General features: G+C 65.3%; 24 protein-coding genes. 16 read left to right on the forward strand and 8 right to left on the reverse strand.

Annotation, left to right across the window (positions count from 1 at the left end; translation table 11 throughout):
• Nucleotides 1–4: 4 nt before the first annotated feature.
• The 7 genes from AC1DXS_RS19020 (at nt 5) to AC1DXS_RS19050 (ending at nt 7,444) form a co-directional block, all read left to right on the forward strand.
• Nucleotides 5–1,018 carry an ornithine cyclodeaminase family protein gene (locus AC1DXS_RS19020; protein ID WP_477661365.1) on the forward strand — a complete coding sequence of 338 codons (1,014 nt, stop codon included), beginning with the start codon at nt 5–7 and terminating at the stop codon, nt 1,016–1,018.
• Between the two features lie 10 nt (nt 1,019–1,028).
• Nucleotides 1,029–1,868 (forward strand): phosphate/phosphite/phosphonate ABC transporter substrate-binding protein, encoded by an 840-nt coding sequence (locus tag AC1DXS_RS19025; protein WP_477739037.1) that lies wholly within the window; start codon nt 1,029–1,031, stop codon nt 1,866–1,868.
• A complete protein-coding gene (locus AC1DXS_RS19030) occupies nt 1,868–2,839 on the forward strand; it encodes a Bug family tripartite tricarboxylate transporter substrate binding protein (RefSeq protein ID WP_477739038.1) in 972 nt (323 codons plus the stop codon). The genes AC1DXS_RS19025 and AC1DXS_RS19030 overlap by 1 nt, the downstream gene beginning before the upstream one ends.
• A 35-nt stretch (nt 2,840–2,874) precedes the next feature.
• Entirely contained in the window at nt 2,875–4,419 is a 1,545-nt protein-coding gene (gene hutH, locus AC1DXS_RS19035; protein ID WP_477739039.1) for a histidine ammonia-lyase, read from the forward strand.
• Between the two features lie 319 nt (nt 4,420–4,738).
• Complete coding sequence (locus AC1DXS_RS19040; protein WP_477739040.1) at nt 4,739–5,692, forward strand: ABC transporter substrate-binding protein; 954 nt, start codon at nt 4,739–4,741, stop codon at nt 5,690–5,692.
• A gap of 12 nt (nt 5,693–5,704) precedes the next feature.
• On the forward strand, nt 5,705–6,478 hold the full coding sequence (locus tag AC1DXS_RS19045; RefSeq protein WP_477739041.1) for an ABC transporter permease: 774 nt from the start codon (nt 5,705–5,707) through the stop codon (nt 6,476–6,478).
• Between the two features lie 156 nt (nt 6,479–6,634).
• Nucleotides 6,635–7,444, forward strand: a complete 810-nt coding sequence (locus tag AC1DXS_RS19050) for an ABC transporter ATP-binding protein (protein ID WP_477739042.1) — start codon at nt 6,635–6,637, stop codon at nt 7,442–7,444.
• Nucleotides 7,445–7,561: 117 nt separating this feature from the next.
• Here AC1DXS_RS19050 and AC1DXS_RS19055 read toward each other — a convergent pair whose 3' ends face one another.
• Complete coding sequence (locus AC1DXS_RS19055; protein WP_477739063.1) at nt 7,562–8,524, reverse strand: YeiH family protein; 963 nt, start codon at nt 8,522–8,524, stop codon at nt 7,562–7,564.
• Between the two features lie 327 nt (nt 8,525–8,851).
• Here AC1DXS_RS19055 and AC1DXS_RS19060 point away from each other — a divergent pair, with 327 nt between their 5' ends.
• The 5 genes from AC1DXS_RS19060 to AC1DXS_RS19080 are packed head-to-tail and all read left to right on the forward strand — an operon-like array spanning nt 8,852 to nt 13,538.
• Complete coding sequence (locus tag AC1DXS_RS19060) at nt 8,852–9,733, forward strand: glycine betaine ABC transporter substrate-binding protein (RefSeq protein WP_477739043.1); 882 nt, start codon at nt 8,852–8,854, stop codon at nt 9,731–9,733.
• A gap of 59 nt (nt 9,734–9,792) precedes the next feature.
• Nucleotides 9,793–11,313: an HAL/PAL/TAL family ammonia-lyase gene (locus AC1DXS_RS19065; protein ID WP_477739044.1), complete on the forward strand. Its 1,521-nt coding sequence runs from the start codon at nt 9,793–9,795 to the stop codon at nt 11,311–11,313.
• On the forward strand, nt 11,310–11,933 hold the full coding sequence (locus tag AC1DXS_RS19070) for an ABC transporter permease (RefSeq protein ID WP_477739045.1): 624 nt from the start codon (nt 11,310–11,312) through the stop codon (nt 11,931–11,933). The genes AC1DXS_RS19065 and AC1DXS_RS19070 overlap by 4 nt, the downstream gene beginning before the upstream one ends.
• Before the next feature lie 16 nt (nt 11,934–11,949).
• A complete protein-coding gene (locus AC1DXS_RS19075) occupies nt 11,950–12,591 on the forward strand; it encodes an ABC transporter permease (RefSeq protein ID WP_477739046.1) in 642 nt (213 codons plus the stop codon).
• A complete protein-coding gene (locus AC1DXS_RS19080; RefSeq protein WP_477739047.1) occupies nt 12,588–13,538 on the forward strand; it encodes an ABC transporter ATP-binding protein in 951 nt (316 codons plus the stop codon). Before AC1DXS_RS19075 ends, AC1DXS_RS19080 begins: the two co-directional genes overlap by 4 nt.
• On the opposite strand, the gene AC1DXS_RS19085 is transcribed toward AC1DXS_RS19080, so the two are convergent.
• The gene (locus AC1DXS_RS19085; protein ID WP_477739048.1) at nt 13,535–14,926 is read right to left on the reverse strand and encodes an MFS transporter; all 1,392 of its coding nucleotides are present in this window, start codon (nt 14,924–14,926) and stop codon (nt 13,535–13,537) included. The genes AC1DXS_RS19080 and AC1DXS_RS19085 overlap by 4 nt on opposite strands.
• Nucleotides 14,927–15,191: 265 nt before the next feature.
• On the opposite strand from AC1DXS_RS19085, the gene AC1DXS_RS19090 reads away from it, so the two are divergent.
• Nucleotides 15,192–17,156, forward strand: coding sequence for a patatin-like phospholipase family protein (locus tag AC1DXS_RS19090; protein WP_477739049.1), 1,965 nt, complete (start codon nt 15,192–15,194; stop codon nt 17,154–17,156).
• 133 nt (nt 17,157–17,289) lie between these two features.
• Here the strand turns inward: AC1DXS_RS19090 and AC1DXS_RS19095 are convergent, their stop codons facing one another.
• Entirely contained in the window at nt 17,290–17,862 is a 573-nt protein-coding gene (locus tag AC1DXS_RS19095; protein WP_477739064.1) for a hypothetical protein, read from the reverse strand.
• Nucleotides 17,863–17,934: 72 nt separating this feature from the next.
• The gene (locus tag AC1DXS_RS19100; RefSeq protein ID WP_074576330.1) at nt 17,935–18,156 is read right to left on the reverse strand and encodes a CsbD family protein; all 222 of its coding nucleotides are present in this window, start codon (nt 18,154–18,156) and stop codon (nt 17,935–17,937) included.
• 211 nt (nt 18,157–18,367) lie between these two features.
• On the opposite strand from AC1DXS_RS19100, the gene AC1DXS_RS19105 reads away from it, so the two are divergent.
• Nucleotides 18,368–18,784 (forward strand): MarR family winged helix-turn-helix transcriptional regulator, encoded by a 417-nt coding sequence (locus AC1DXS_RS19105; protein WP_074576328.1) that lies wholly within the window; start codon nt 18,368–18,370, stop codon nt 18,782–18,784.
• A 78-nt stretch (nt 18,785–18,862) separates the two neighbouring features.
• Nucleotides 18,863–19,261 carry a tautomerase family protein gene (locus AC1DXS_RS19110; RefSeq protein ID WP_477739050.1) on the forward strand — a complete coding sequence of 133 codons (399 nt, stop codon included), beginning with the start codon at nt 18,863–18,865 and terminating at the stop codon, nt 19,259–19,261.
• A gap of 9 nt (nt 19,262–19,270) precedes the next feature.
• On the opposite strand, the gene AC1DXS_RS19115 is transcribed toward AC1DXS_RS19110, so the two are convergent.
• Entirely contained in the window at nt 19,271–20,902 is a 1,632-nt protein-coding gene (locus AC1DXS_RS19115; protein WP_477739051.1) for an ABC transporter permease, read from the reverse strand.
• A 110-nt stretch (nt 20,903–21,012) separates the two neighbouring features.
• Between AC1DXS_RS19115 and AC1DXS_RS19120 the strand changes: the two genes are divergently transcribed.
• Complete coding sequence (locus AC1DXS_RS19120) at nt 21,013–22,077, forward strand: ABC transporter ATP-binding protein (RefSeq protein ID WP_477739052.1); 1,065 nt, start codon at nt 21,013–21,015, stop codon at nt 22,075–22,077.
• 23 nt (nt 22,078–22,100) lie between these two features.
• On the opposite strand, the gene AC1DXS_RS19125 is transcribed toward AC1DXS_RS19120, so the two are convergent.
• Genes AC1DXS_RS19125 through AC1DXS_RS19135 form a run of 3 tightly spaced genes read right to left on the reverse strand, consistent with a single transcriptional unit; the run spans nt 22,101 to nt 25,132 of the window.
• Nucleotides 22,101–22,841: a lysophospholipid acyltransferase family protein gene (locus AC1DXS_RS19125; protein WP_477739053.1), complete on the reverse strand. Its 741-nt coding sequence runs from the start codon at nt 22,839–22,841 to the stop codon at nt 22,101–22,103.
• 15 nt (nt 22,842–22,856) lie between these two features.
• Nucleotides 22,857–24,155 carry a dihydroorotase gene (locus AC1DXS_RS19130; protein ID WP_477739054.1) on the reverse strand — a complete coding sequence of 433 codons (1,299 nt, stop codon included), beginning with the start codon at nt 24,153–24,155 and terminating at the stop codon, nt 22,857–22,859.
• 14 nt (nt 24,156–24,169) lie between these two features.
• On the reverse strand, nt 24,170–25,132 hold the full coding sequence (locus AC1DXS_RS19135) for an aspartate carbamoyltransferase catalytic subunit (RefSeq protein ID WP_413325482.1): 963 nt from the start codon (nt 25,130–25,132) through the stop codon (nt 24,170–24,172).
• Between the last annotated feature and the right edge of the window lie 50 nt (nt 25,133–25,182).

Genomic DNA, 25,182 nt, shown 5'->3' on the forward strand with positions numbered 1-25,182 from the left:
AGATATGTCCGACAGCACCGCCGAGATCCATCTCACCTACCTGAACCACCCCGACGTCCAGGCCCTGGCCCTGACGGACGCCGAGATCATCGCCGCCGTCGAGCAGGCCCTGCACGCGCAGGGCAACAAGCAGACGACGATCGAGCCGCGCATGCACCTGGTGCCGGAAAAAGACTACCCGGGCCATTTCAATGTACTGCGCGGCTACATACGCCCGCTGGGCCTGGCCGGTGTGAAGGTGGTGGGCGACTTCTACAAGAACTATGAAATCGGCCTGCCTTCGGAACTGGCCGTGCTCAACCTGTTCGATCCCAAGAACGGCTCGCCGATTGCCATCATCGACGCCTCGGACATCACCGACATGCGCACCGGCGCCATCACCGCACTGGGCGCCAAGCACCTGGCGCGCAAGAATTCCAAAATCCTGGGCCACATAGGCGCGCGCGGCACCTCCTACTGGAACGTGCGCCTGCTCGACTCGATCTACAACTTCGACGAAATCCGCGTGCACTCGCGCCGCCCCGAAAGCCGCAATGCCTTTGCCGCCAGACTCGAAAAAGACCTGGGCAAAAAAATCACTGTGACCGAGGACTGGGAGTCCTGCGTGCGCGGCGCCGACATTGTGGTTGAGGCCTCGCGCCTGGAAAAACCCACGCCCATGCTCAAGACCGAGTGGATCAAAAAAGGCGCGTGCGTGATCCCCTACGGCACCATGAGCGCGGTCGAACTTTCGCTGACCGATATCATGGACAAGATGGTGATGGACGACTGGGGCCAGGCCAAGGCCGGTCCGCTGGGCGCGCTGCGCGCCCATGTGGACGCCGGCAAGCTGTCGGAGGCCACGCTGCACGCCGAACTCGGCCAGATTGTCGCGGGCCTCAAGCCCGGGCGTGAAAGCGATGACGAGACCAATCTGTTCTGGCACCGGGGCCTCTCGCTGTCGGACATCGCGCTGGGCGCCTTCATGCTCGAAAAGGCCAAGCGCATGGGCCTGGGCCAGAAATTGCGTTTTCGCTGAGACGGCTCGCATGGTGCACGCCGCCAATTCTTCGCATGCCGGGCAGGCGCTGGTCGCCAATGCCCGCATGTATTCGGCCACACCCGCGGTCAAGGCCGACTGGAAGGCCTTGCTGGCCTGGGTGCTGGCGCGTGCCGGATTGCCCTGGGACCTGATCGACTACGACGCACCCGCGCCGCTGTCCGTGCTGTGGGCGCGCAATGACCTGGGCCTGGCCATGATGTGCGGCCTTCCCTTTGCGCAGCGCGGCCAGCGGCCCACGCTGGTCGCGGCGCCCATTCCCTCGCCGGCGCGCTACGGCGGCAAGCCGGTGTACTTCACCGACATCGTGGTGCGCGCCGATGCGCCTTACCGCACGCTCGAAGACACCTTCGGCGGCGTGGTCGGCTACACCCTGGCCGATTCCATGTCGGGCGGCGTGGCGCTGCGCCACCACCTCGCGCCCTACCGCCAGGCGAAGGGCTCGCGCCTGTACCGCAAGGCCGTGGGCGAACTCATCAATGCGCGCGGCGTGATCGCGGCGCTGGCCGAAGGCCGCATAGACGCCGGCCCGCTGGACAGCTATTACCACGACCTGCTCAAGGCGCACGACCCGGAATTTGCCGCGCAGGTACGCACCCTCGCCAGCACGGCGGCGCTGCCGATTCCGCCGCTGGTGGCTACGGCCGGCTTGCCGGCTGAAACGCTGCAGCGCCTGCGCGCTGCGTTGCAGGACACCGCCGCGACGGCCGAAGTAGCGCCCTTGATGCAGCGCCTGCTGCTTGCGGGCTTTGCGTTTCCCGATCCCGAGGGTTATATGCCGCTCGCGGCCATGGACGGCGGGCCCGCGCCCGCACTGGATGACATCTGATGACACGCTTTTCTGTCCGATCGGCCCTGCTCGCGTTTTTGCTCGCGGCTGCTTCCCTGGCCGCCACGGCGCAGACCTACCCATCCAGACCTTTGCACGTCATCGCGCCGTTTCCGCCCGGCGGCCCCGTCGACGTGCTGGGCCGCGTGCTGGCGCAAGGCCTCTCGGACGCCATGGGCCAACCGGCTGTGGTCGAGAACAAGGTGGGCGCGGCCGGCAATATCGGTATTGAGCAGGCCGCCAGGGCCGCGCCCGACGGCTACACCCTGGCCATCGTCCCGTTGGGCAATATCGCTGTCAACCCGGCTCTGTACCCCAACCTGCCCTACAAGGCCGCGGACCTCGCGCCCGTCACCATGCTGGCCACGGTGGAGAACGTTCTGGTGGTCAACAGTGCAGTGCCGGCCCGCTCGCTCAAGGAATTGCTCGCGATGGCCGCGCAAAAACCCGGCGGCATCAGCTTTGCCTCGCCGGGCGCGGGCAGCCAGGCGCACCTGGCCGGGGAGTTGCTGGGGCTGGACAGCGGCGTGCAGCTGCTGCATGTGCCTTACAAAGGCGTGGGCCCGGCGCTCAATGATTTGCTGGGCGGCCAGGTCACCATGATGTTCGCGCAGATGTCCTCGGTGCTGCCCCACATCAAGAGCGGCAAGCTGCGCGCGCTGGGTGTGGCCAGCCTCAAGCGCTCGCCCGTGATGCCCGAGACACCGACGATTGCCGAGCAAGGCCTGCCGCGCTTTGAGGCCGTGTCCTGGTATGCGCTCATGGTGCCGGCCGGCACGCCGCGCGCGGTCATCGACAAGCTCAACCTGGAAACCGGCAAGCTCTTCGCAACGCCTGCGCTCAGGGAAAAGCTCGCCGCCCTGGGCATGGACCCCGCCACCGGCAGGCCCAGTGATCTTTCCGCCGCCATCCAGGCCGACACCCAGCGCTGGACCGAGGTGATACGGCAGAAAAACATCAAGCCCGATTAAAACCGACCCCCATCTTTTGTTTCTTACGCAAGACCATGACCCTCACCATCCAACCCGGCCGCCTGACCCTGGCCCAGCTGCGCGACATCCACACCAACCCGCAGACCCTGGCGATCGACCCTGCCGCCACGGCCGGCATACGCGCCAGCGCGGCCCTGGTGCAAAAAGCTGCGCACGGTGGCGATGCCGTCTACGGCGTGAACACCGGTTTCGGCAAGCTGGCCAACCAGCGCATCGCGCAGGCCGACCTGGAAACCCTGCAGCTCAACCTGCTGCGCTCCCATGCCGTGGGCGTGGGCGAGCCCATGCCCGAGCGCGTGGTGCGACTGGTGCTGCTGCTCAAGGCCGCCAGCCTGGCGCGCGGATTCTCGGGTGTGCGCGAAGTGGTTATCGACACGCTGATGGCGCTCTACAACAAAGGCCTGACGCCGGTGATTCCTTGCCAGGGCTCGGTGGGCGCCTCCGGCGACCTCGCGCCGCTGGCCCATTTGTGCCTGCCGCTGATTGGTGAAGGCGAGGTCTTCTACAAGGGCAAGCGCATGGCTGCCGCCGATGCGCTCAAGCAAGCCGCCATCACGCCGGTCAAGCTCTCGGCCAAGGAAGGCCTGGCGCTGATCAACGGCACGCAGGTCTCGACCGCACTCGCGCTGGACGCGCTGCTCGCCACCGACCGATTGTTTGAAGCCGCCGTGATTTCAGGCGCCGTCACGCTGGACGCCGCGCGCGGCAGCGACGGCCCTTTCGATCCGCGCATCCACGCGGTGCGCGGCCAGCCGGGCCAGATCGCCTGCGCCGCCGCTTACCGCGCCATCATGGTGGGCAGCGAAATCCGCCGCTCACACCTCGAAGGCGACGACCGCGTGCAGGACCCGTATTGCCTGCGCTGCCAGCCGCAAGTGATGGGCGCCTGCCTGGACCAGATGCGTTACGCCACCGAGGTGTTGATGCGCGAAGCCAATGCGGTGACCGACAACCCGCTGGTGTTTGCCGAGGACGAGACGCTGCTCTCGGGCGGCAATTTCCACGCGGAACCTGTGGCGCTGGCCTGCGATGCGCTGGCCGTGGCCATCGCCGAGATAGGCGCCATCACCGAGCGCCGCATCGCCATGCTGGTGGACACCGTGGCCTCGCGCCTGCCGGCTTTCCTCACGCCCGAGCCCGGCCTCAATTCCGGCTTCATGATCGTGCATGTAACGGCCGCCGCGCTGGCGTCTGAAAACAAGTCGCTGGCCCACCCGGCCAGCGTGGACAGCCTGCCCACCTCGGCGAACCAGGAAGACCACGTGAGCATGGCCACCTTCGCGGCGCGCCGGCTACAGCCCATGCTGCGCAACACCGAATACATCGTGGCCATAGAACTGCTAGCCGCCGCGCAGGGGATTGAATTTCTGCGCCCGCTCAAAAGCTCGGCCGTGCTCGAAGGCGTGCTGCAACTGGTGCGCCAGGCCTCGCCGGCCATGATGCATGACCGCAGCCTCGCACCCGACATGGAGAAGGTGCACCAATTGGTGGCGGGTGGGCGCATAGGCCTGGCCGGAGAGGCGCAAATCACCGAGTTAACCGCCTTGCGGCTGGCATGAAGCCTGCATACATTAGAACCTGTTTACGGCCTAAACGGGGCCGCGCAAGCGCCTTCTCGGGATGGGATGCAAGGCGCGGTGCGACGCCCATAGTTCACCTATGGGCTAGCGCCGCAACGCCGCAGACCGCCCGAGAAGGCACTTGCCCTCCGGGTTGGGGTGAAATCGGGCGATTGAGCCACCCAGGCCCTTGCATGGGCACTAGCCCATACGGCGTGCCCGGTCGGCCCACTCATCCCGATTGCACCCCAACGCGGCCCCGTTTAGGCCGTAAACAGGTTCTGCGATCCAAACCGCCATCCAACAGAGGAGCCCTTTCATGAAGCAACAACTCGCACTTTCCCTGCTTGCCGCCGCGGCCCTGGCCATGGGCAGCGCACACGCACAAGAGACCAAGGTCGCCATCGGCATTTCGGGATGGACGGGTTTCGCTCCGCTGACCCTGGCCAAGGAAGCCGGTATCTTCAAGAAGAACGGGCTGGATGTGTCCATCAAGAAGATTCCGCAAAAGGACCGCCACCTCGCGATTGCCTCGGGCGACGTGCAGTGCGCCGCGACCACGGTGGAAACCTGGGTGGTGTGGAATGCCAACGGCGTGGCCACCACGCAGATCTTCCAGCTCGACAAAAGCTACGGCGCCGACGGCATGGTGGTGAAACCCGCCATCGCCAAGATCAGCGACCTCAAGGGCAAGACCGTGGCCGCCAGCGCGCCCGGCACCTCGCCCTACTTCGCCCTGGCCTGGATGCTGAAGAAAAACGGCATGAGCACCAAGGACGTGAAGGTCGTCAACCTCGAACCGCAAGCCGCGGCCAACGCCATGATCGCCGGCACCGACGGCATAGATGCCGCGATGACCTATGAGCCCTACCTGGGCGCGGTGCGCGCCAAGCCGGAGGCCGGCAAGATACTCGCCACCACGCTGGACTACCCCATGGTGATGGACACCTTCGGCTGCACGCCCAAGTTCCTGAGCGAAAACCCCAAGGCCGCCAAGGCCCTGGCCGACAGCTATTTCGATGCCGTCGAGATGATCCAGAAAGAGCCCAAGAAGAGCTTCGAGATCATGGGCGCCGACGTGAAGCAAAGCGGCGAAGCCTTTGAGGCCTCGTCCAAATACCTGCGCTGGCAGGACCGCGCCGCCAACCAGAAGTTCTTTGCCGGCGAACACGCCGCCTTCAGCAAGGAAGCCGCCGAGCTGCTGATGGAAGCGGGCATCATCAAGTCGCTGCCCGATATGGGCAAGCTGGCTGATACCCGTTTTCTCAAGTAAGCACACGAACGCATGCGGCCCCTGCAACCCGTCTCCCCCGGCGCGCGCATCGCGCTGGGTGTGAGCTTCTTTGTTCTGTTCTTTGCCGTATGGGCCGTCTTCACGCTGGGCGGCTATGTCTCCAAGACATTCCTGGCCGACCCTATCACCATGGTGCGCTCGGGCTACGACCTGCTGGTGAACCAGGGCTTTGCCAAGGACATCGGCATGACGGTCTGGCGCGTGCTGGGCGGCTTTGCAATCGCCGCTTTGCTGGCCGTGCCGCTGGGCGTGATGATGGGGGCCTATAAACCCATCGAAGCTTTTTTCGAGCCCTTTGTGAGCTTTGCGCGCTACCTGCCGGCATCGGCCTTCATTCCCTTGCTGATCCTGTGGGCCGGCATAGGCGAGGCGCAAAAGCTGTCGGTGATTTTTATCGGCTCCTTCTTCCAGCTGGTGCTGATGATTGCGGTGAGCGTGGGCAACACGCGGCGCGACCTGGTGGAGGCGGCCTACACGCTGGGCGCGGCCGACCGCGGCATTGTGGTGCGTGTGCTGCTGCCCAGCGCCGCGCCCGAGATCGCAGAGACCCTGCGCATGGTGCTGGGCTGGGCCTGGACTTACGTGATCGTTGCGGAGCTGATAGGCGCGTCCAGCGGCATTGGCCACATGATCACCGACAGCCAGGCACTGCTGGCGACCGACCAGATCATCTTCGGCATCATCGTGATCGGCGTGTTTGGTTTGGTCACCGACCTGGCATTTAAAGCGCTCAATCGCAAACTTTTTCCGTGGGCACGTCTGTGACCGTGCTGGCGCATTCACTCCTTCCCCCGCTGGGGGAAGGCTGGGATGGGGGCCGCCCCGTCGTCTGTTTCAAGCCAGCCGGTCAACCGATGGCCGAGGCCCCCATCCCCACCTTCCCCCAGCGGGGGRAGGAGCAAGAGTGAGAGCACCCTGTTGATGACTTCCTCCTCCCCCATCCTGACCGTCACGCAGCTGTCGAAAACCTTCGCGGCCAACAAGGGGCCGGACACGGTAGCTCTGCAAGCCACCGACCTGAGCGTCGCCGAAAACGACTTCATCACCATCCTCGGCCCCTCGGGCTGCGGCAAATCCACGCTGCTGCGCATGGTGGCCGGGCTGGATACGCCCAGCAGCGGCAGCATTGTGCTGGACGGCAAACCCATCCTGGGCCCCGGTGCCGACCGCGGCATGGTGTTCCAGAGCTACACGCTCTTTCCCTGGCTCAGCATTTTGCAAAACGTCTGCTTCGGCCTGCGTGAAAAAGGCCTGGCGCTCGACGCGCAACTCGATATCGCGCACCAGTTCATCAAGAAGGTTGGATTGCAGGGTTTTGAGAACCATTTCCCCAAACAACTCTCGGGCGGCATGCAGCAGCGCACCGCGCTGGCGCGGGCCCTGGCCAACAACCCGCGCATCCTGCTGATGGACGAGCCCTTCGGCGCGCTGGACCACCAGACGCGCGAGCTGATGCAGGAGCTGCTGCAGGGCATCTGGGAGGCAGAACAAAAGACCGTGCTCTTTGTGACGCACGACATCGATGAGGCCATCTTCATGGGTAACCGCGTGGTGGTGATGAGCGCGCGGCCCGGCCGCATCAAGTGCGACATCGCCGTGCCGCTGGCGCACCCGCGCCACTACTCGGTCAAGACCACACCGGTGTTCACCGAACTCAAGGCGCGGCTCACCGAAGAAATTCGCATTGAAGTGCACAAGGCGGCGGGGCTGCAGGCGCCTGCGGCGGATTGAGATTTACCTGAATGCCGAATTCGTATTACCGTTCGCCCTGAGCCTGTCGAAGGGCTTCGACAAGCTCAGCCTGAACGGTGTGGGACCCTGGGTACGAGAACCCCAACGAAGCGCGGCTTAAAGCCCGAGCCGCAGCGCCATTACCGCGCCCAGCACCAGCGCAGCGATAAAAATCGTCTCGCCCACCAGCATGGCCACGGGCTGCCAGCCCAGCTTCATGAGGTCTTCAAAACTGGTCTTGATGCCGGCCGCAGCGATGGCGGTGACCAGCAGCCAGCGCGAGCTGTCGCTGGCGGCCTGCGTCATGGCCGGCGTGAAAGCGCCTATGGTGGCCAACAGCACCAGCACGATGAAGGCCAGCAGGAAGCCGGGCACCAGGGGCACCTCCTCATCCACCGCCTTGGCGTCGGGGTGCTTGCGGTAGCTGACGGCGATCAGCAGCACGATGGGCATCAAGAGCATCACGCGGAACAGCTTCACCACGGTGGCCGTGTCGCCCACCTCGGGACCCAGCATCATGCCGGCCGCCACCACCTGCGCCACGTCGTGGATGGTGCCGCCCAGGAAGATGCCGCCCTGTGCCGGCTCCAGGCCGATCAGTTTGAGGGCAAAGGGGTAAAGAATCATGCTGAGGGTCGAGAGCACCGTGACGCCGACCACCGCCAGCAAGGTGAAGCGTTCGTTCTCCTTGGTCTGCGGCAACACCGAAGAAATCGCCAGCGCGGCGGACGCACCGCAAATGGCCACAGCCCCACCCGACAGCACACCCTCCTCGCGCGGGCGCTTGAGCCACTTCGCGAGCATCAAGCCGAAGGCGATGGTCAACGCCACCGCCGCGACGATGACCAGGGCCGTCCCAACGCCCAGCTTGGCGACCTGGGTCAGCGTGATGCGCGCGCCCAGCAGGGCCACGCCGACGCGCAGCAAGGTGCGGCCGCAAAAATCCACGCCGGGCTTGACCTTGGGGTTGCTCATGAGGAAGTGAAAGGCCAGCCCTATCAGCAGCGCATACAGCAGCTGCGGGCCGCCGTAATGCTCGGACAAAAAGGTCGCCGCCAGCGCGATGACCACACACACCATGGCGCCGGGCAGGCTGGCTTTCAGGACGGAAACGGAAGGAAGAAAAGACACTGCGGATAGGCCGGGGCTGAGACCGGGAATGAGGCAAAAAGGTGCCGGCGGCAAGGCTCACGGCTGTTATTTGTATATGAGAAAGAAGACTGGCCCCGGGGTGGTTTCCGCCTTGCAGGCACTATTTCCGTATGCTACTATTATTAGGTTGTATATACAAGTTAAGCACTGAAGGCACCAGGATGGCGCGGTTTCAGGCACGGCTTGTGCATGCGACAGGCCGGAAAATTCCTTGTTTCATTGTTCAGTTTCGCCGCTACCTCTTCGGAGATCACCATGAAAATCAACAAACTTTTGGCCTTGTCCGCATTCGCGCTGGCCGCCTTCGCCCCGTTCGCCTCCCATGCCCAACAGGCCGTGCGCGTCGGCTCCAAAAACTTCACCGAGCAGTTCGTGCTGGCCGAGATCTACGCACAGGCGCTGGAAGCCGCCGGCATCAAGACCGAGAAAAAGCTCAACCTGGGCGGCACGCTGATTGCCCAGAAGGCGATGGAAGAAAAGCAGATCGACTTCTACCCCGAGTACACCGGCACCATGCTGCTGGCCGTGCTCAAGCAGGAACCCCTGACGGATGCCAAGGCGGTGTACGACAAGGTCAAGGAAGGCTACGCCAAGATGGGTTTTGTGCTGCTCAACCAGTCCAACCTGAACAACGGCTACGTGATGGTGGTGCGCGCCGACACCGCGCAGAAATTCAAGCTTGAAACCCTGTCCGACCTCGCCAAGGCCGCCAAGGACCTCAAGGTCGGCGCCGGCCCCGAGTTCCGCGACCGCAAGGACGGCCTGCCGGGCCTGAAGGCCAAGTACGACATGGTCTTCGGTGAAGACCTGCAGATGGCCATAGGCCTGCGCTACCAGGCGCTCAAGAACGACCAGATCCAGGTGGTCAACGGTTACTCCACCGACGGCATGATCAGCGCGCTCAAGCTCAAGCGCCTGCGCGACGACAAAAGCCTGTGGCCGCCCTACTTCGTCGTGCCCGTGATCCGCAAGGAAGTGCTGGACGCCAACCCCAAAGTCGGCGAAGTCCTGAACCGCGTAAGCGCCCTGCTCGACGAAGCCTCCATGGCCCAGATGAACTACCAGGTCGACGGCGACAAGCTCGAGCCCAAGGACGTGGCCCGCGACTTCCTGAAGTCCAAGGGACTGGTCAAGTAAGCTGCCGGCCTCCTGCACCTCGCACCATTTCAAGGCATGACCGTGAAAGCCTGCACGCCATGGCGCTAGAGGTCGGGGAACAATGGCTGTGTATCGCGGACCTGGTGCGCGTGGCGCGCGCCGGCGAGCCGGTCTCGCTGGCGCCCGCTGCGCGTGAACGCGTGGCCGCCGCGCGTGAGCTTGTGCTGCAGCTGGCGGCATCGGGAAAACCCATCTACGGCCTCAATTCCGCACTGGGCGCCAACACCGGCGCCGTGCTGGCCGAAGGCGACCTTGAAGACTACCAGCGCCGCGCCGTGCGCGCCCGGGCCGTGGCGGTCGGCCCTGCCTATGACAAGACGTCGGTGCGCGCGATGCAGTTCGCGCGCATCGCAGGCCTCTCGCGCGGCGGCTCGGGTATCTCGCCCGCGGTGCTGGATGCCTGCATCAAGCTGCTGAACTTCCAGGTGCATCCGGTGGTGCCGCGCTTCGGTTCCATCGGCGTGGCCGACCTGCCCCAGCTTTCGCACCTGGCCCTGCCCTTGTTCGGCGAAGGCCAGGCCGAGGTGCGCGGTGAAGTATTGAGCGGCAGCGCCGCGCTGGAGCGCGCAGGCCTTGAACCGGTCACGCTGGGCGCCAAGGACGGCCTGGCCTTGATCAGCTCGAACGCAGCCACCACGGCGCGTGCCGCCCTCGTGCTGCATGACGCCCATGTGGCGCTGGATGCCTGGCTGGCCGCGGTGGCGCTCGGTTATGAAGGCTTCAGGGCCAACCTGTCGCCGCTGCATCCCGACGCGGTGGCGGCCCGCCCCGCCGCCGGACAGGTGCAGGTGGCGCGGCAGCTGCGTGACTTGCTCAAGGGCAGCGCGCTACTGGAGATGGGCGCGGCCCGTCGTGTGCAGGACCCGGTGTCCATGCGCGTCGTGCCGCAGGTGCATGGCGCTGCGCGCGACATGGTGGACGCGGCCTGCGCGCAAGTCGAGATTGAACTCAACAGCGCGGCCGACAGCCCCCTGGTGCTCACCGAGCAAGGCGTGATGCTTTCCAACGGCAACTTCCACGTGCCGGCGCTGGCATTGGCACTGGACGCTTCGGCCATCGCGCTGGCGCAGGCGGCCAGCATGTCAGTCTCACGCAGCCAGCGTTTCATGTCGCCGGCGCTGACCGGCCTGCCCTTGCAGCTCACGCGCCACGGCCCGGCCCATTCGGGTTTTGCGACGGTGCAAAAAACCCTGACCGCGCTCTGGGCCGAGGTGCGGCTGCGTGCCAACCCGGGCTCGCTCGACTTCCTGCCGGTGTCCGAGGCGCTGGAAGACCATGCCTGCATGGCGCTGGGCGTGGCGGAGAAATTAGGCGAGCTGGTGGAGCGCCTGCGCTACCTGATCGCCATCGAGCTGCTGGTGGCCGCGCAGGCGGTGGACCTGCGCGAGCTCGACACCGCGCAGATGGGCGAAGGCACGCAGCGCACGTTTGAGCAAGTGCGCAAGCTGGTTCCCATGCTGGACGAAGACCGCCCACTGGGCCCCGACATAGACCGCGTCCAAAGCGCCGTCGCCGCGGGTGTGTTCGGCCCCGAAAGCGCCAGGGCGGCGAGCGCATGAACTGGTTTCTGCGCAACTGGCCCGACGTGCTGCACTCGCTGTGGGAGCACGTGGCGATCTCGCTGACGGCCCTGGCCATCGCTTTTGCCCTCTCGCTGGTGATCGGCATTGTGGCTGCGCGACGTGAAAAGCTCTACGGTACGGTGATGACCATTTCAGGCTTTTTGTACACCATCCCGACGCTGGCTTTCCTCGCCTTCCTGATTCCCCTGGTGGGACTGGGCCGCACCAACGCCATCATCACCATGGTCGCGTTCTCGCTGATGATTTTGATCCGCAGCGTGGCCACCGGCATACGCGAGGTTCCGGCCGACATCATCGATGCGGCGCGCGGCATGGGCATGAACACCGCGCAGATCATGCGGCGCATCGAGCTTCCGCTGGCCCTGCCGCTGATCGTGGCCGGCCTGCGGGTCTCGGCCGTCACCGTGATCAGCGTGACGGTGGTGGCGGCTTACGTGAATGCGGGCGGCCTGGGCACGCTGATCTTCAACGGCATCGCGAGCGACCATCCGGCCAAGATCTGGACCGGCGCGCTGACGGTGTGCCTGCTCTCCGTCATCGTCGACCTGAGCCTGGCCTTGCTCGAGCGGCGGCTCAAAAACCGGCGCGCAGCCTGAATACCACGAGGCCCCGATGCTTGCCGACGCCTGGAACTATGTCCTGTCCCATCCCGCGCAGTTTTACCGCGCGCTGGGCGTGCACGTCGCGCTATCGGTGTCGGCGCTGCTGATCGCCGCACTGGTCTGCATTCCGGCCGGCATCGCCGTCGCGCGCAAGAACGGCCTGTCGCTGGCCGTGGTGAATGCCGCGAATGTGGGCCGCACCCTGCCCTCGCTGGCCGTGCTGGCGCTGGTGATGCCGATACTGGGCACGGGCTTCGCGCCGGCGCTGTTCGCGCTGACGCTGATCGCCCTACCACCCATCGTCACGCACACCATCGTCGGCATGCGCGGCGTGGACGCCGATGCGGTGGATGCCGCCATCGGCATGGGCATGACGCGCACCGCCCTGCTGTGGCGTGTGGAGCTGCCCATGGCCATGCCGGTGATCTTTGCCGGTCTGCGCACGGCGGCGGTGCAGATCATTTCCGGCGCGGTGCTGGCGGCCTTTATCGGCGGCGGCGGGCTGGGCGACTTCATCACCGCCGGCATCGCCATGATGGCCGTTCCCCAGCTGCTGGTGGGCGCCATCCCGGTGGCGCTGCTGGCGCTGGGCACTGACTTTCTTTTCGGCGCGCTGCAGCGCCGCATGACTCCCCAAGGGCTTCGCGCATGATCACTCTGGACCGCCTCACCAAGTCCTTCGGCGGCAGCGCCCAGTCGGCCGTCGATGGGCTGTCGCTGACCGTCAACACCGGCGAGATCTGCGTGCTGATCGGCCCATCCGGTTGCGGCAAGACCACCACCATGCGCATGATCAACCGCATGGTCGAGCCCGACTCGGGCCGCATCGAAGTGGGCGGGCGCGACGTCACCAAGATAGATGCGGTGGAACTGCGCCGCTCCATCGGCTACGTGATCCAGCAGGTGGGCCTGTTCCCGCACATGACTTTGGCCGAGAACGTGGCCACCGTGCCCCGGATGCTGGGCTGGGATTCGGCCCGCATCGCCAAACGAGTCGACGAGCTGCTGGCGCTGGTGCACATGGACCCGTCGATCTACCGCAACCGCTTTCCGCGCGAGCTCTCAGGCGGGCAGAAGCAGCGCGTGGGCGTGGCGCGGGCGCTGGCGGCGGACCCGCCGGTGATGCTGATGGACGAGCCCTTCGGCGCCATAGACCCGATCACGCGCGCGCGCCTGCAGGACGAGTTTTTGCGCATACTGCGCGAGCTCGGCAAGACCATTGTGTTTGTCACGCACGACATCGACGAGGCCATACGCATGGGCTCGCGCATCGCCATCCTGCGCAGCGGCAAGGTGGTGCAGTACGACACGCCCGAGCGCATACTTTCCCACCCGGCCGACGCTTTCGTCGAAGCTTTTGTGGGCGGCGACCGCTCACTCAAGCGCCTGGCCCTGCTGACGGCCGGCCCCTATGTGGAAAGCGGAACGCCCGCCGCCGGCGCGCCGCGCCTGCCGGCCACCACGCCGCTGCGCGATGCCTTGTCGGCCATGCTGGATGCCGGTGCCAATGAGGCCGCGATTGTGGGCGACCAGGGCCAGCCCATGGGGCGCGTCACGCTGCAAACCATTCAGCAGGCAGCCGCGGTCGCGCGCACTTAAACCTGGCGCATCCTCAAACCGCTACAAACGCCGGCCAGGGCCGCAAAGCCGGCCCCCAGCCACAGCGCCACAAATGAGCCGTGGCCGCCTTGCGGGTCGAACATCGCAAAAATCATCGCCAGCAACACCGCGCCCAGTGTCTGGCCGGTCAGGCGCGCCGTGCCCAGCATGCCGCTGGCGCCGCCGCTGCGATGGGGCGGTGCGGAAGTGATGATGGTGTGGTTGTTGGGCGACTGGAACAGGCCGTAACCCACACCGCACAGCACCATGCGCCACACGATGTCGAGCTGCGACGGATGCGCCGGCAACACGGCCAGCAAGACCAGCCCCAGTGCGAGCAGCGCCATGCCGATGCTTCCCAGCAAGCCGCCCGAGTAGCGCCCAATGAGCCGCCCCACCACCGGTGAGGTCACCACGATGGCCAGCGGCCAGGCCGTCAGCAGCAGGCCGGCCTGCAGGTGGCTGAATCCGTAATTGCCCAGCAGCAGGAAGGGCAGGCTCACATAGGCCAGGGTTTGTGCGCAGAACGCGCCTATCGAGGTTCCCATGGACAGCGCGAACACGGGGATGCGCAGCAGGTCCAAAGGAAACAGCGGCAGGGGCTGGGCCAGCTGGCGCCGCACGTAAATCACGCCGATCACAATGCCGGCGGCCAGCTCGGCCAGCGGCAACCACAGCGAAGCGGCGGGCGCGCCGCCCGGCACGGCCTCGGCGCGCACGCCCAGGCCATCGACGCCAAGAAACACCAGGCCGAACATCAGCGCGTTGAGCAGCACGTCGAGCGGGGAAAGCCGCCCTTCGGACCTGGACAGGTTCTGCGGCAGGGCCTTGCGGCCCAGCCACAGCGACAGCAGGCCGAAAGGCACGTTGAGCGCGAACAGCCAGGGCCAGGAAGCCACCGAAAGAATACCCGCCGCAATCGAAGGCCCGGCTACCGAGGCCGTGGCCACCACCAGCGAATTGATCGCGATGCCGCGGCCCAGCAGGTGCTTGGGATAGATGAGGCGCACCAGCGCCGTGTTCACGCTCATGAGGCCGGCCGCGCCCAGGCCCTGCAGCACGCGGGCGAGCGCCAGCGTGGTCAGGGAATCGGCCAGGGCGCAGGCGGCTGAAGCCAGCGTGAACACCGCCAGGCCGACCAGGTAGACACGGCGGTAGCCGACGATGTCGCCCAGTGAGGCAAGAGGCAGCAACAGCGCCAGCGTGGCGACCTGGTAGGCATTGATAACCCAGATCGACTGCGCGGCCGTGGCGTTGAGCTCGCGCGTGATGTCGGGCAAGGCCAGGTTGACGATGGTGCCGTCGAGCACCGCCATGACGATGCCGAGGATGATGACCAGCAGCGCGCTCAGGCGCTCGCGCGCGGGCAAACCATCCTGAACAAGCATGCGGACCTTTTATTGGAGAGCGGCGGGCCTTGTGGCCGCCGCAAAGCAAGCATTTTAGGAGCGCGGCCCCATGCTCGTCCGGGACGGCGCCCATCCCCCAGTGCCATCCTTGGGAAAGGCGACAGGGCCGCTGCTCCGGTGGGCGGGCGCGCCACCTCCTCCGTATGGAGGATGTCCGCTATGGCGTTAGCCTGCAAAATGCCCGTGAGCCTGCGCATGGAACCGGAGCAGGACACAACAGAACAACAATGCAGGAGGGTGGGATATGAGCCACATCGGGTTCAATTCGCTTGTGCTGGCCTTGATGGCGGCAAGCAGCATGGCGCTCGCACAGTCACAGCCCCAATCGGGGGCAATAGTTGACCGCACGCCGCTGGCGCAGACCACGGCGAAAACCATAGTGGAAGACTACGGCATCGAGCGTGAAGGCAGGGCCGCCCCCAAAGTAGGCCTGGCACTGGCCGGCGGCGGGACCCGGGCAGGGTATTTCGCCCACGGCGTGCTCCAGGGCCTGAACGACACCGGGCTGCTGGACCGGGTCGACGTCATCTCCAGCGTCTCGGGCGGCAGCTACGCCGCTTATTGGTATTTCTCCAAGCGGCTGGAGGCGCAGCGTCTGGGGTTTTCGCACAAACAGATTTTTGACGACTGCCTGCCTGCGTGGTGGGTCGACGAACGCAAGGCAAAAGCGGGCAGCACCGGCCGCACCCTGAAAGCCCTGATGGATCAGGCCCTGAGCAAAGGAAGCCCCAGAATGCCGGCTTGCACCAACACCCTGCACTGGGAGCCCGGCGACCCCTATCGTTGGCAGGCCCATTTGGCGCGCTGGCCGGACATGTTCAACCGCACGCCAGGGTTCGTGAGCGGCAATGCGCAAGGCGCACCGGTATTGCAGGTGGCAGCCGAGGCGCCCGCATTTCTGGTGGAGCTTTTTGCCAGGCCACTCATTGAGAATTCGAACATCCCGCTGGAGTACCACTACGGCATCGAACGGGTCTGGGGCCTGAACCCACAGCCCCGGGTGTTTGCCGGGACGCCGGTGACAGGCGATGACGCTCGCACGAAGTGGGCGTATACCAATGCGCTCGGGAAAGCCCCAAGCCGCGACATGCATGTTGACCCGGCATTCGGCGGTTGGGAAGCTTTGAGGACGCAATACCGCAAGGACCCGACGCTGCCGCTCTGGATACTCAATTCCACACAGGGGCAAAAAGGCCCGACGCCTGATTCAAGGCACATTTACGAGATGACGCCGCTGAGCCACGGCGCAACGGGGCATCGCTATCGCATCGAATCACCGGAGCTGGCCGGTGTCCCGGACCTGGGCACTGCGACGCTGGCCTCCGCCGCTTTTGCCGACCGCCAGGGTGTCAACAACCCCCGCTTTGCAAGTGCCATGGGCCTTCACAAAGCACTTACCTGGGGCATAGACATCCAGGACCGTTTCTCGCCCGCACCCTCACAGCGATTGCACTTGAGCGATGGCGGCGGCTCGGAGGACCTGGGGCTGTACAGCCTGCTCAAGCGCCGCATCCCCGACATCATCGTGGTTGACGACGCTTCAGACCAGATAGGGCGAATGGACGACCTTTGCTGGGTGCGTGCGGCGGTCGCCCAAGACGTGCCTGGATCGGAGATGAGATTTCCCGCGCTCAAGAACTTCGAGGCAGTGTGCAAAACCTGGGAAGACGCCGATCAGCATAAAAACAAAGGAAAAGTTGAAAAAAGGCTGGTGTACAACACCTCAGCCTGGCTCAACCCGGTCGTCAAAGGCACGGTCACCTGGCCCGACGTCAATGGCGAGAAAATTCCGCCCACGCGGCTGTGGCTGGTCAAGCTGGGCTGGCACCAGCAGGACTTCCGGCGCGCCTTCAACGCCGCGGATTGCGGCTCTGCGGAACACGCGGTGAATTGTTTCCTGGCCACCTACTACGGCCACAACACGGCGACGGTGAACGAAAAAGACGGGTACATGGTATTTCCGCATCTCTCGACGCCGGGCGCCACTTACAACGCCAGCTCCTACCTGTTCTGGGCCTACCGCGAGCTCGGCCGCATGGTGAGTTCGGAATTGAGCTGGACCGATGCCGGTGGAGGCGGCCTGGCCCTGCGCAGCGGCAAGCCGCAATGCACGCAAGAGGCCATGGCGTTCAAAGGAAAGGGGCGACGGCCCCAATTCCGGCCTGCGTCCGCATCCGCCGAGGCGGGATGCGTGCCGGCGGACTCTTAGCCGCACCGGCCGCCCAACGACAAATCCCGGCATGCAAACGCAATGCCGGGATTTGTCCGGGTGAGTTCGCCGGCGTTCGCCAACTCTGGCGATGGAACGGGAAGCCCATCGGGCCACCCGCTGGATGCCGGGCTTACTTCATGCCGTACTTGGCCTTGGCGTCGTTCTGGCAGCCATCCTTGGCCGCGCCGGTCAGCGCGTCGCAACGCTCTTTGGCGGCCTTGTACTCGGCATCGCGTTTTTCGGAGTTGGCCTCCTTGCGGGTGTCAGCCATTTTTTCGCTCTTGTCCTTGCTGGTGTCGGTCGAGGTCTTTACCACCTTGGCGTCTTCCTTGGCTTTCACATGGGCGGCCTTGGCGTCCTTGATGCAGACGTCCTTGGCGTTGCCCTTCTGGTCGTCGCATTTTTCCTTGGCCGTGTCATAAGCGGCATCGGCCTTGGCGAAGGCGACTTTTTCGGTGTTGCGCGAACTGGGCTTGTACTGGGCTTCGAGGTCGGCCTTGGCGACCTTCTCGACGCCCTTGGCTTCCGAGATACAGATGTCCTTGGCGTTGTCCTTCAGCGTGCCGCATTTGTCGCGGCTGGCCTTGTAGTCGGCCGAGATGCGATCTTTCTGGGCTTTGTACTCTTCCTTGGTCAGTGCCATGGCGTTGCCGGCGAAAGCGCAGGACATCACGGCGGTCAGCATCAACAGTCTGGTTTTCATCATGGGTAGCTCCTTGGGATGGTGTGAATCGTTATGGTGGTTGCGGGTAAGGGGAAGATAGGGAAACGCGGCTCAGTAGCGCTCGAAGAAATCCGTCGGGTTGCGGTCTTTCCAGACGGCAACCTGTTTTTCGGCCTCTTCCTTGCTGATGCCGTGGCGCTCCTGGATCTTGCCGAGCAGCTGTTCGCGCTTGCCGGCGATCACCTCAAGGTCGTCATCGGTGAGCTTGCCCCACTGTTCCTTGACCTTGCCCTTGAACTGGCGCCAATTGCCTTGCATGCGTTCCTGGTTCATGGTTTTCTCCTCGGAAGGGTTGATAAATTCGCCCGGAATCCGCAAGCACGCTTGCAGGCAACGGGCGGCATGGATTCACCTTAGGAGTTATCCCGTCCGGCCGCCGTAGGCCCGCGTATTTGATGGGCGTAGGTTCATGCTTACAGCCCTGATGCGGCCGTGGGTTTGCATGTAGTTGCATAGCTAATTAATTTCTGCTACGATGGCTTCCATGTTTGACCACTGCCTTTATTTCAATACCACCGCGCTGGCCCGCCTGGTCGACAAGGAGTGGACGCTGGCCTTCAAACCCTTCGGCGTCACACCCTCCCAGGGTTTTATGCTGCGCCTGGTGCTCAAGCAACCCGGCATGCCGCAGCACGAGATCGCCGACGAACTGACGATCTCGCGCCCCACAGCCACGCGCCTGCTCGACGGCCTGCAGGCGCTGGGCCTGGTGGAGCGCAGGAGCCTGGAGTCCGACGGCCGGCACTGGGCGGTGTTTCCCACGGCCCAGGCCGAGGCCATGCATGCCGGCATCAACAAGGCCAGCGGCGAGGTGACGCGCCGCATCCAGCAACAGATCGGAAAGGAGAACTTCGATGAAACCGTAGCCCGCGTCAGGAGCGTGTCTTCCGCGCTCAAATAAACCGTCCCTCATGTTCCTTTTTTTTGCCCATATAGTTGCATAGCTAACTAATTGTTTTTAACCCACCGGAGAAATCACATGCCCATCCTCAACGTCAAAGTCAGCCAGCCCGCCAGCCCCCAACTGACGAACGCCATCGCCGAAACCCTGCTGGAGCTGACCACGCGCATCCTGCGCAAGAAGCGCGAACTCACCGCCATCGCGATCGACTTCGTGCCGCCGGAGCACTGGATCGTGGGCGGCAGCACACTGGCCAGCCAGGGCAAAAACAGTTTTTATTTCGACATCAAGGTGGTGGACGGCACCAATACCAAGGACGAGAAGGCGCAGTACGTGGCCGAGTCCTTTGCCGCCTTCAGCAAACTGCTGGGCAATGTGCACGAGGAAAGCTACATTTATGTGCACGACGTGCGCGCGGAGGCCTACGGCTTTGGCGGCCTCACGCAGGAATACCGCTATATCAAGGCAAAACCCTGAACATGCACGCTACTTCGAGCGCAAGGTGCGGCTGAGCAGCGCCACCGGCAGCAGGCCCACCAGCACCAGGGCGAGCGCGGGCAAGGCCGCCTCGCCCAGGCGCTCGTCGCGCGCGAACTGGTAGGTGACGACGGCCAGGGTGTCGCTGTTAAAGGGCCGCAGCACCAGCGTGGCGGGCAGCTCTTTCATGACGTCGACAAACACCAGCAAACCGGCCGCCGCGACCGAGCGCTTGAGCAGCGGCCAGTGCACGCGCGCCAGGATGCCCAGGCCGGGCGTACCCAGCATGCGCGCGCTGTCGTCAAAGCTCGCGGGGATACGCGAATAGCCGCTTTGCAGGCTTTGCAGGGCCACGGCACTGAAGCGCACCAGGTAGGCCCAGACAATGCCGAGCACAGTCGCCGTGACCCAGTAGCCCACACCGGTTTGCGGCGCGGCCGCCTGCAGCCAGCCCACGGGCAGCAGCAGGCCGACCACGATGACCGCGCCGGGCACCGCATAACCCAGGCTGGCCAGTTGCAGCGCCGCGCGCGTCAGCAAGTGCGGCTTGCGGCGCGCCGCGAAGGCCAGGCTGAAGGCCAGGCCCGTGGCCAGCAGCGCGCTCAGCCCCGCGAGCCAGACGCTGTTCATGGCCCAGCCCAAGAATTTGTCCCACAGCAGGTTGTCCCAACCCAGGATGAGCGGGCGCAGCATGAAGAGCACGGGCAGCACAAAACCCAGCGCAATCGGCACGGCGCACACCAGCCAGGCCGACAGCGCACGCCCTCCCCGCAGCTGCACCGGTGCAGCATCCTGCGCGCCGGCGCGCGCGCCGCGGCCGGTGGCAAAGCGCATGCGCTTTTGCGCGCCATGCTCCACCCATAGCAGCAGCGCGACAAAAAACAGCAGGACCGTGGCCAGCTGGGCGGCGGCGATGCGGTTGTCCATGGACAGCCAGGCCTTGTAGATGCCGGCGGTAAAGGTCTGGATACCGAAGTAACTGGAGACACCGAAGTCGGCCAGGGTCTCCATCAGCGCCAACGCCACGCCGGCGGCCACGGCCGGGCGCGCCAGCGGCAAGGCCACGCCGCGTATGCGGCGCGACAGCGGCGCGCCCAGCAGCCGGGCCGCTTCCATCAGGTGCACGGCGCGCTCGGACAAGGCGGTGCGCGCCAGCAGGTAGACATAGGGGTAGAGCGCCACGGTAAACACCAGCACGGCACCGCCCAGGCTGCGCACCTCGGGCAGCAAGCGGCCCTGCAGCCCGAAGGTCGCACGCAGCCAGGACTGCAGCGGGCCGGCGTACTGCAGGAAATCGGTGTACGCATACGCCAGCACATAAGCCGGCATGGCCAGCGGCAGCAGCAGCGCCCATTCAAACACCCGGCGCCCCGGAAACTCGAACAGCGTCACTGCACTTGCCGTCGCCATGCCCACCAGCGCCACGCCAAAAGCCACACTGAGGCATAGCAGCAGGGAGGTGACAGTGTAGTCGGGCAGCACCGTCTGCAGCATCTGGACCAGGATGGATTGCGCCTGGGTATCGAACTGCAGCCAGGACAGTCCCACAGCCACGACCGGCAGCGTGAGCAAGGCCACCAGCAGAAAGAGCATGGCGGAAGGCACTACGGAAGGAATGGCGGAAAAAAAGCGGCGCAGCATGGGGACCCGGAAAAAGGCCTCTGCAGAAAGAGGCCCTCCCCTCGCTGCGCGCGCCATGGTGTTGCAGCGGTCACTGCAAATGAGAATTGTAAGCATCTACAATTGCCAGCATGTTTCTGGATATCTCCCAGCTGGGCGTGCACTATGCCGGCCGTTCAAAACCCGCGGTCGACGGCGTGTCCTTCAGCCTCCAGGCGGGGGAGATCGGGGTCCTGATCGGGCCCTCGGGCTGCGGCAAAACCACCCTGCTGCGCGCCGTCGCGGGCCTGGAGCGCGCCGATGCCGGCAGCATTACGCTGGCCCGGCAGCTTGTCAGCAGCGCTGGCGTCCATGTGCCCGCCGAATCCCGCCGCATCGGCATGGTGTTCCAGGACTACGCCCTGTTCCCGCACCTTGACGCGGCCCACAACGTGGCTTTCGGCCTCACCCACCTGCCCGCCGCCCAACGGCGCGAGCGCGCCGGCGAGGTGCTGGAACTCGTCGGCCTGGGCAATGTGCACAAGCGCTTCCCGCACGAACTCTCGGGCGGCCAGCAGCAGCGTGTGGCGCTCGCGCGGGCCCTGGCGCCGCAGCCGCGTCTGCTGCTGCTGGATGAACCTTTTTCCAACCTGGACGTGGACCTGCGCGAGCGCCTGGCGCATGAGGTGCGCGGCATCCTCAAGGCCGCCGGGGCGACGGCGCTGTTTGTCACGCACGACCAGCTCGAAGCCTTCGCCATCGGCGACCGCATCGGCGTGATGCACCAGGGCCGGCTGCACCAGTGGGATGACGCCTATGCGCTATACCATCGCCCGGCCACGCGTTTTGTGGCCGACTTCATCGGCCACGGCGTGTTCGCGCAAGCGCATATCGAGCAGCGCGGCGACGACGTGGTGGTGCACACCGCGCTCGGCGACTTGACGGACGTGCTGGAATGCCCCTTGCCGGGCGCCTATGCCGACGGTTTGTGCGACGTGCTGCTGCGGGCCGACGACATCGTGCATGACGACAATGCGCCGGTCAAAGCGCAGATCATGCGCAAGGCTTTTCGCGGCTCTGAATTTTTGTACACGCTCAAACTGCAGACGGGCGAGACCGTGATGGCGCATGTGCCCTCACACCACGACCATGCGCTCGGTGAATGGATAGGCATTCGCCCCGAAGTCGACCATGTGGTGACTTTCCCGCGGGAATAGGCCTTCGCCTCCTCGAGAAGTGTCTAGGCCTGCTGCCGCAGGCCCTCAATGTCTTCGCGCAAGGTCTGCGCCCACACCCGCCGGGTCTGCCCTTGCGGCGGCTGCGGTTCGCCGAAAACCACCACCGCCTTCAACGGCGGCGCCGTGAGCGTGCGCCAGATCGAGCCGGCCAGGGTTTCATCGTCCACATAGCTGGGCGCAAAGCTCGTGGCGCCGCTGGCCGCGTCGACGAACTTCAGCGCCACCGGCTGCACCGGCACCGAGGCCTCGATGGCCGCCTGGATCAGGTTGGCATGGAAGTGCTTGAGCGTGATGCCGTCGCCCGTCGTACCTTCGGGAAACACCGCCAGGATGTCGCCAGCCTGTAGGCGCTCGGCCATCTGCGTGACCACCCGGTGCGCGTCACGCCGCGACTCGCGCTCTATGTACAGCGAGCCGGCGCCGTCGGACAGCGTGGCCACAAAAGGCCAGCTGCGCACATCCGACTTGGAAACAAAACGGCAGTGGCGCGAGGCATGCATCACCAGGATGTCCAGCCAGGAAATATGGTTGGCCACCAGCAGCACCGGGCCGGCGGCGGGAGGCCTGCCCTTGACGACCAGCTCGATGCCGACGATGCGCAGCATGGCGCCGGCCCACACCTGCACGCGCGCCTCGCGGTCGGCCTGGTCCAGTTTGGGGAAAAGGGTTTTGATGGTCCAGAAACCCTGCACCGCGTGCACGGTGGCACGCAGCAACGTCCAGCAGAAGCGAAGCCATCTCATGGGTTTGCGCGCACGTCAGTGCGAAGCTTCATAGGCGAGCTGCCCGCCCACCACCGTCCAGCGCACGCGCACCGGCATCTGGTGGCCGCTGAAAGGCGTGTGCTTGCCCTGGCTGCGCAGCGCGGCCGGCTCCACCGTCCACTCACCCTTCGGGTCGAACACGCAGACATCAGCCACGCCGCCCTTGACCAGCCGGCCCGAGCTGCCCTGCAGCGTGCCCAATGCGTCGCCCAGCACGCGCGCGGGCTCGCTGGTCAGCACGGCGAGCGCGCGCAGCAGCCCGGCGTCGCTGTCGCTGCCCCACTTGCAGGCCAGGCCCAGCAGCAGTTCCAGCCCGGTGGCGCCCGGCTCGGCTTCGGCGAAAGGCAGTGTCTTGGCATCCTCATCGACCGGCGTGTGATCGGACACCAGCGCGTCTATGGTGCCGTCGGCCAGGCCCTGGCGTATGGCGTCGCGGTCGCGCTGCTGGCGCAGCGGCGGGTCCAGCCGCATGCGGCTGTCGAAGTAGCCGATGTCGACGTCGGTCAGGTGCAGGCTGTTGATGCTCACGTCGCAACTCACGGCCAGGCCTTCGGCCTTGGCCTTGGCGACCAAGGCCACACCCGCGGCGCTGCTGATGCGGCACAGGTGCACGCGCGCGCCGGTGGCGCGCACCAGTTCAAAAATCGTGTGCAGCGCGATCGTCTCGGCCGCCACGGACACGCCGCTCAGGCCCAGGCGTGTGGCCAGCGCGCCGCTGGCGGCCACGCCCTGGCCCAAATACAGCTCCTGCGGGCGCAGCCACACGGTGTAGCCGAAGGTGGCGGCGTATTGCAGCGCGCGCATCATGACCTGGGTGTTGGCCAGCGGCACTTCAGCCTGGCTGAAGCCCACGCAACCGGCCTCGGTCAGCTCGACCATCTCGGTCAGGGTCTCGCCTTTGAGCGCACGGGTCAGCGCACCCAGCGGGAACACGCGCGACTGGTGCAGCTTCTCGGCGCGGAACTTGAGCATCTCCACCAGGCCGGGCTCGTCGAGCACCGGGTCGGTGTCGGGCGGGCAGACCAGGCTGGTCACGCCGCCGGCCACGGCCGCGGCCAGTTCGCTTTCAAGCATTCCTTCATGCTCATGACCGGGCTCGCGCAGCCGGGCCGACAAATCGACGAGGCCAGGCGCCACGATGCAGCCCGTGGCGTCAATCGTCTTGTTGGGTGCGAAATCGGCGGGCGTGCTTTTGAGCGAGACGATGCGGCCCGCGGCAATCGCCACGTCGCAAATTTCGTCGAAACCGGAGGCAGGGTCGATGACGCGGCCGTTTTTGATGAGTATCTTCATTCTTTTTTCTCCGCTCAAGCTTCGTTGCCCGCGACTATGCTCATGACCGCCATCCGGACTGCAATGCCGAAGGTGACCTGAGGCAGGATCACGCTCTGCGTGCCGTCGACCACGGCCGAGTCGATCTCTACGCCGCGGTTGATGGGGCCGGGGTGCATCACGATGGCATCGGGCTTGGCCAGTTGCAGCTTCTCGGGGGTCAGGCCGAAGCTCTTGAAGAACTCCTGGCTGCTGGGCAGCAGCGCACCCGACATGCGTTCGTTCTGCAGGCGCAGCATGATGATCACGTCGGCGCCCTTGATGCCTTCCTCGAGCGTGTTGCAGACGCGCACGCCCATTTGCGCCATGTCGGCCGGCACCAGCGTCTTGGGGCCGACCACGCGCACTTCGGGGCAACCCAGCGTGGTCAGCGCATGGATGTCGGAGCGCGCCACGCGCGAGTGCAGCACGTCGCCGACGATGGCGACGGTGAGCTTGCTGAAGTCCTTTTTGTAGTGCCGGATGGTGTACATGTCCAGCAGGCCCTGCGTGGGATGCGCGTGGCGGCCGTCGCCGGCGTTGATCACGTGCACATGCGGGGCCACGTGCTGGGCGATCAGGTAGGGCGCGCCCGATTCGCTGTGGCGCACCACGAACAGGTCGGCCGCCATGGCGCTCAGGTTGGCGATGGTGTCCAGCAGCGACTCGCCCTTGGAGGCCGAGGAGCGCGCGATGTCCAGGTTGATGACGTCGGCCGACAGCCGGGTCGCGGCGATCTCGAAGGTGGTGCGGGTGCGCGTGGAGTTTTCAAAGAACAGGTTGAAGACGCTCTTGCCGCGCAGCAGCGGGACTTTTTTGACTTCGCGGTTGTTGACGCTGACGAAGTTGGCGGCGGTGTCGAGGATTTGCGTCAGCGTGGCCTTGGGAAGGCCTTCGATGGACAGCAGGTGGATCAGCTCGCCGTTTTTGTTGAGTTGCGGGTTTCGTCGGTACAGCACGGTGTGGACTCCTCTTGGTCTCTTATGGGGCTCGTTTTGTTCTTGGGTCT

This window comes from Polaromonas sp. P3_B1, assembly GCF_056402935.1.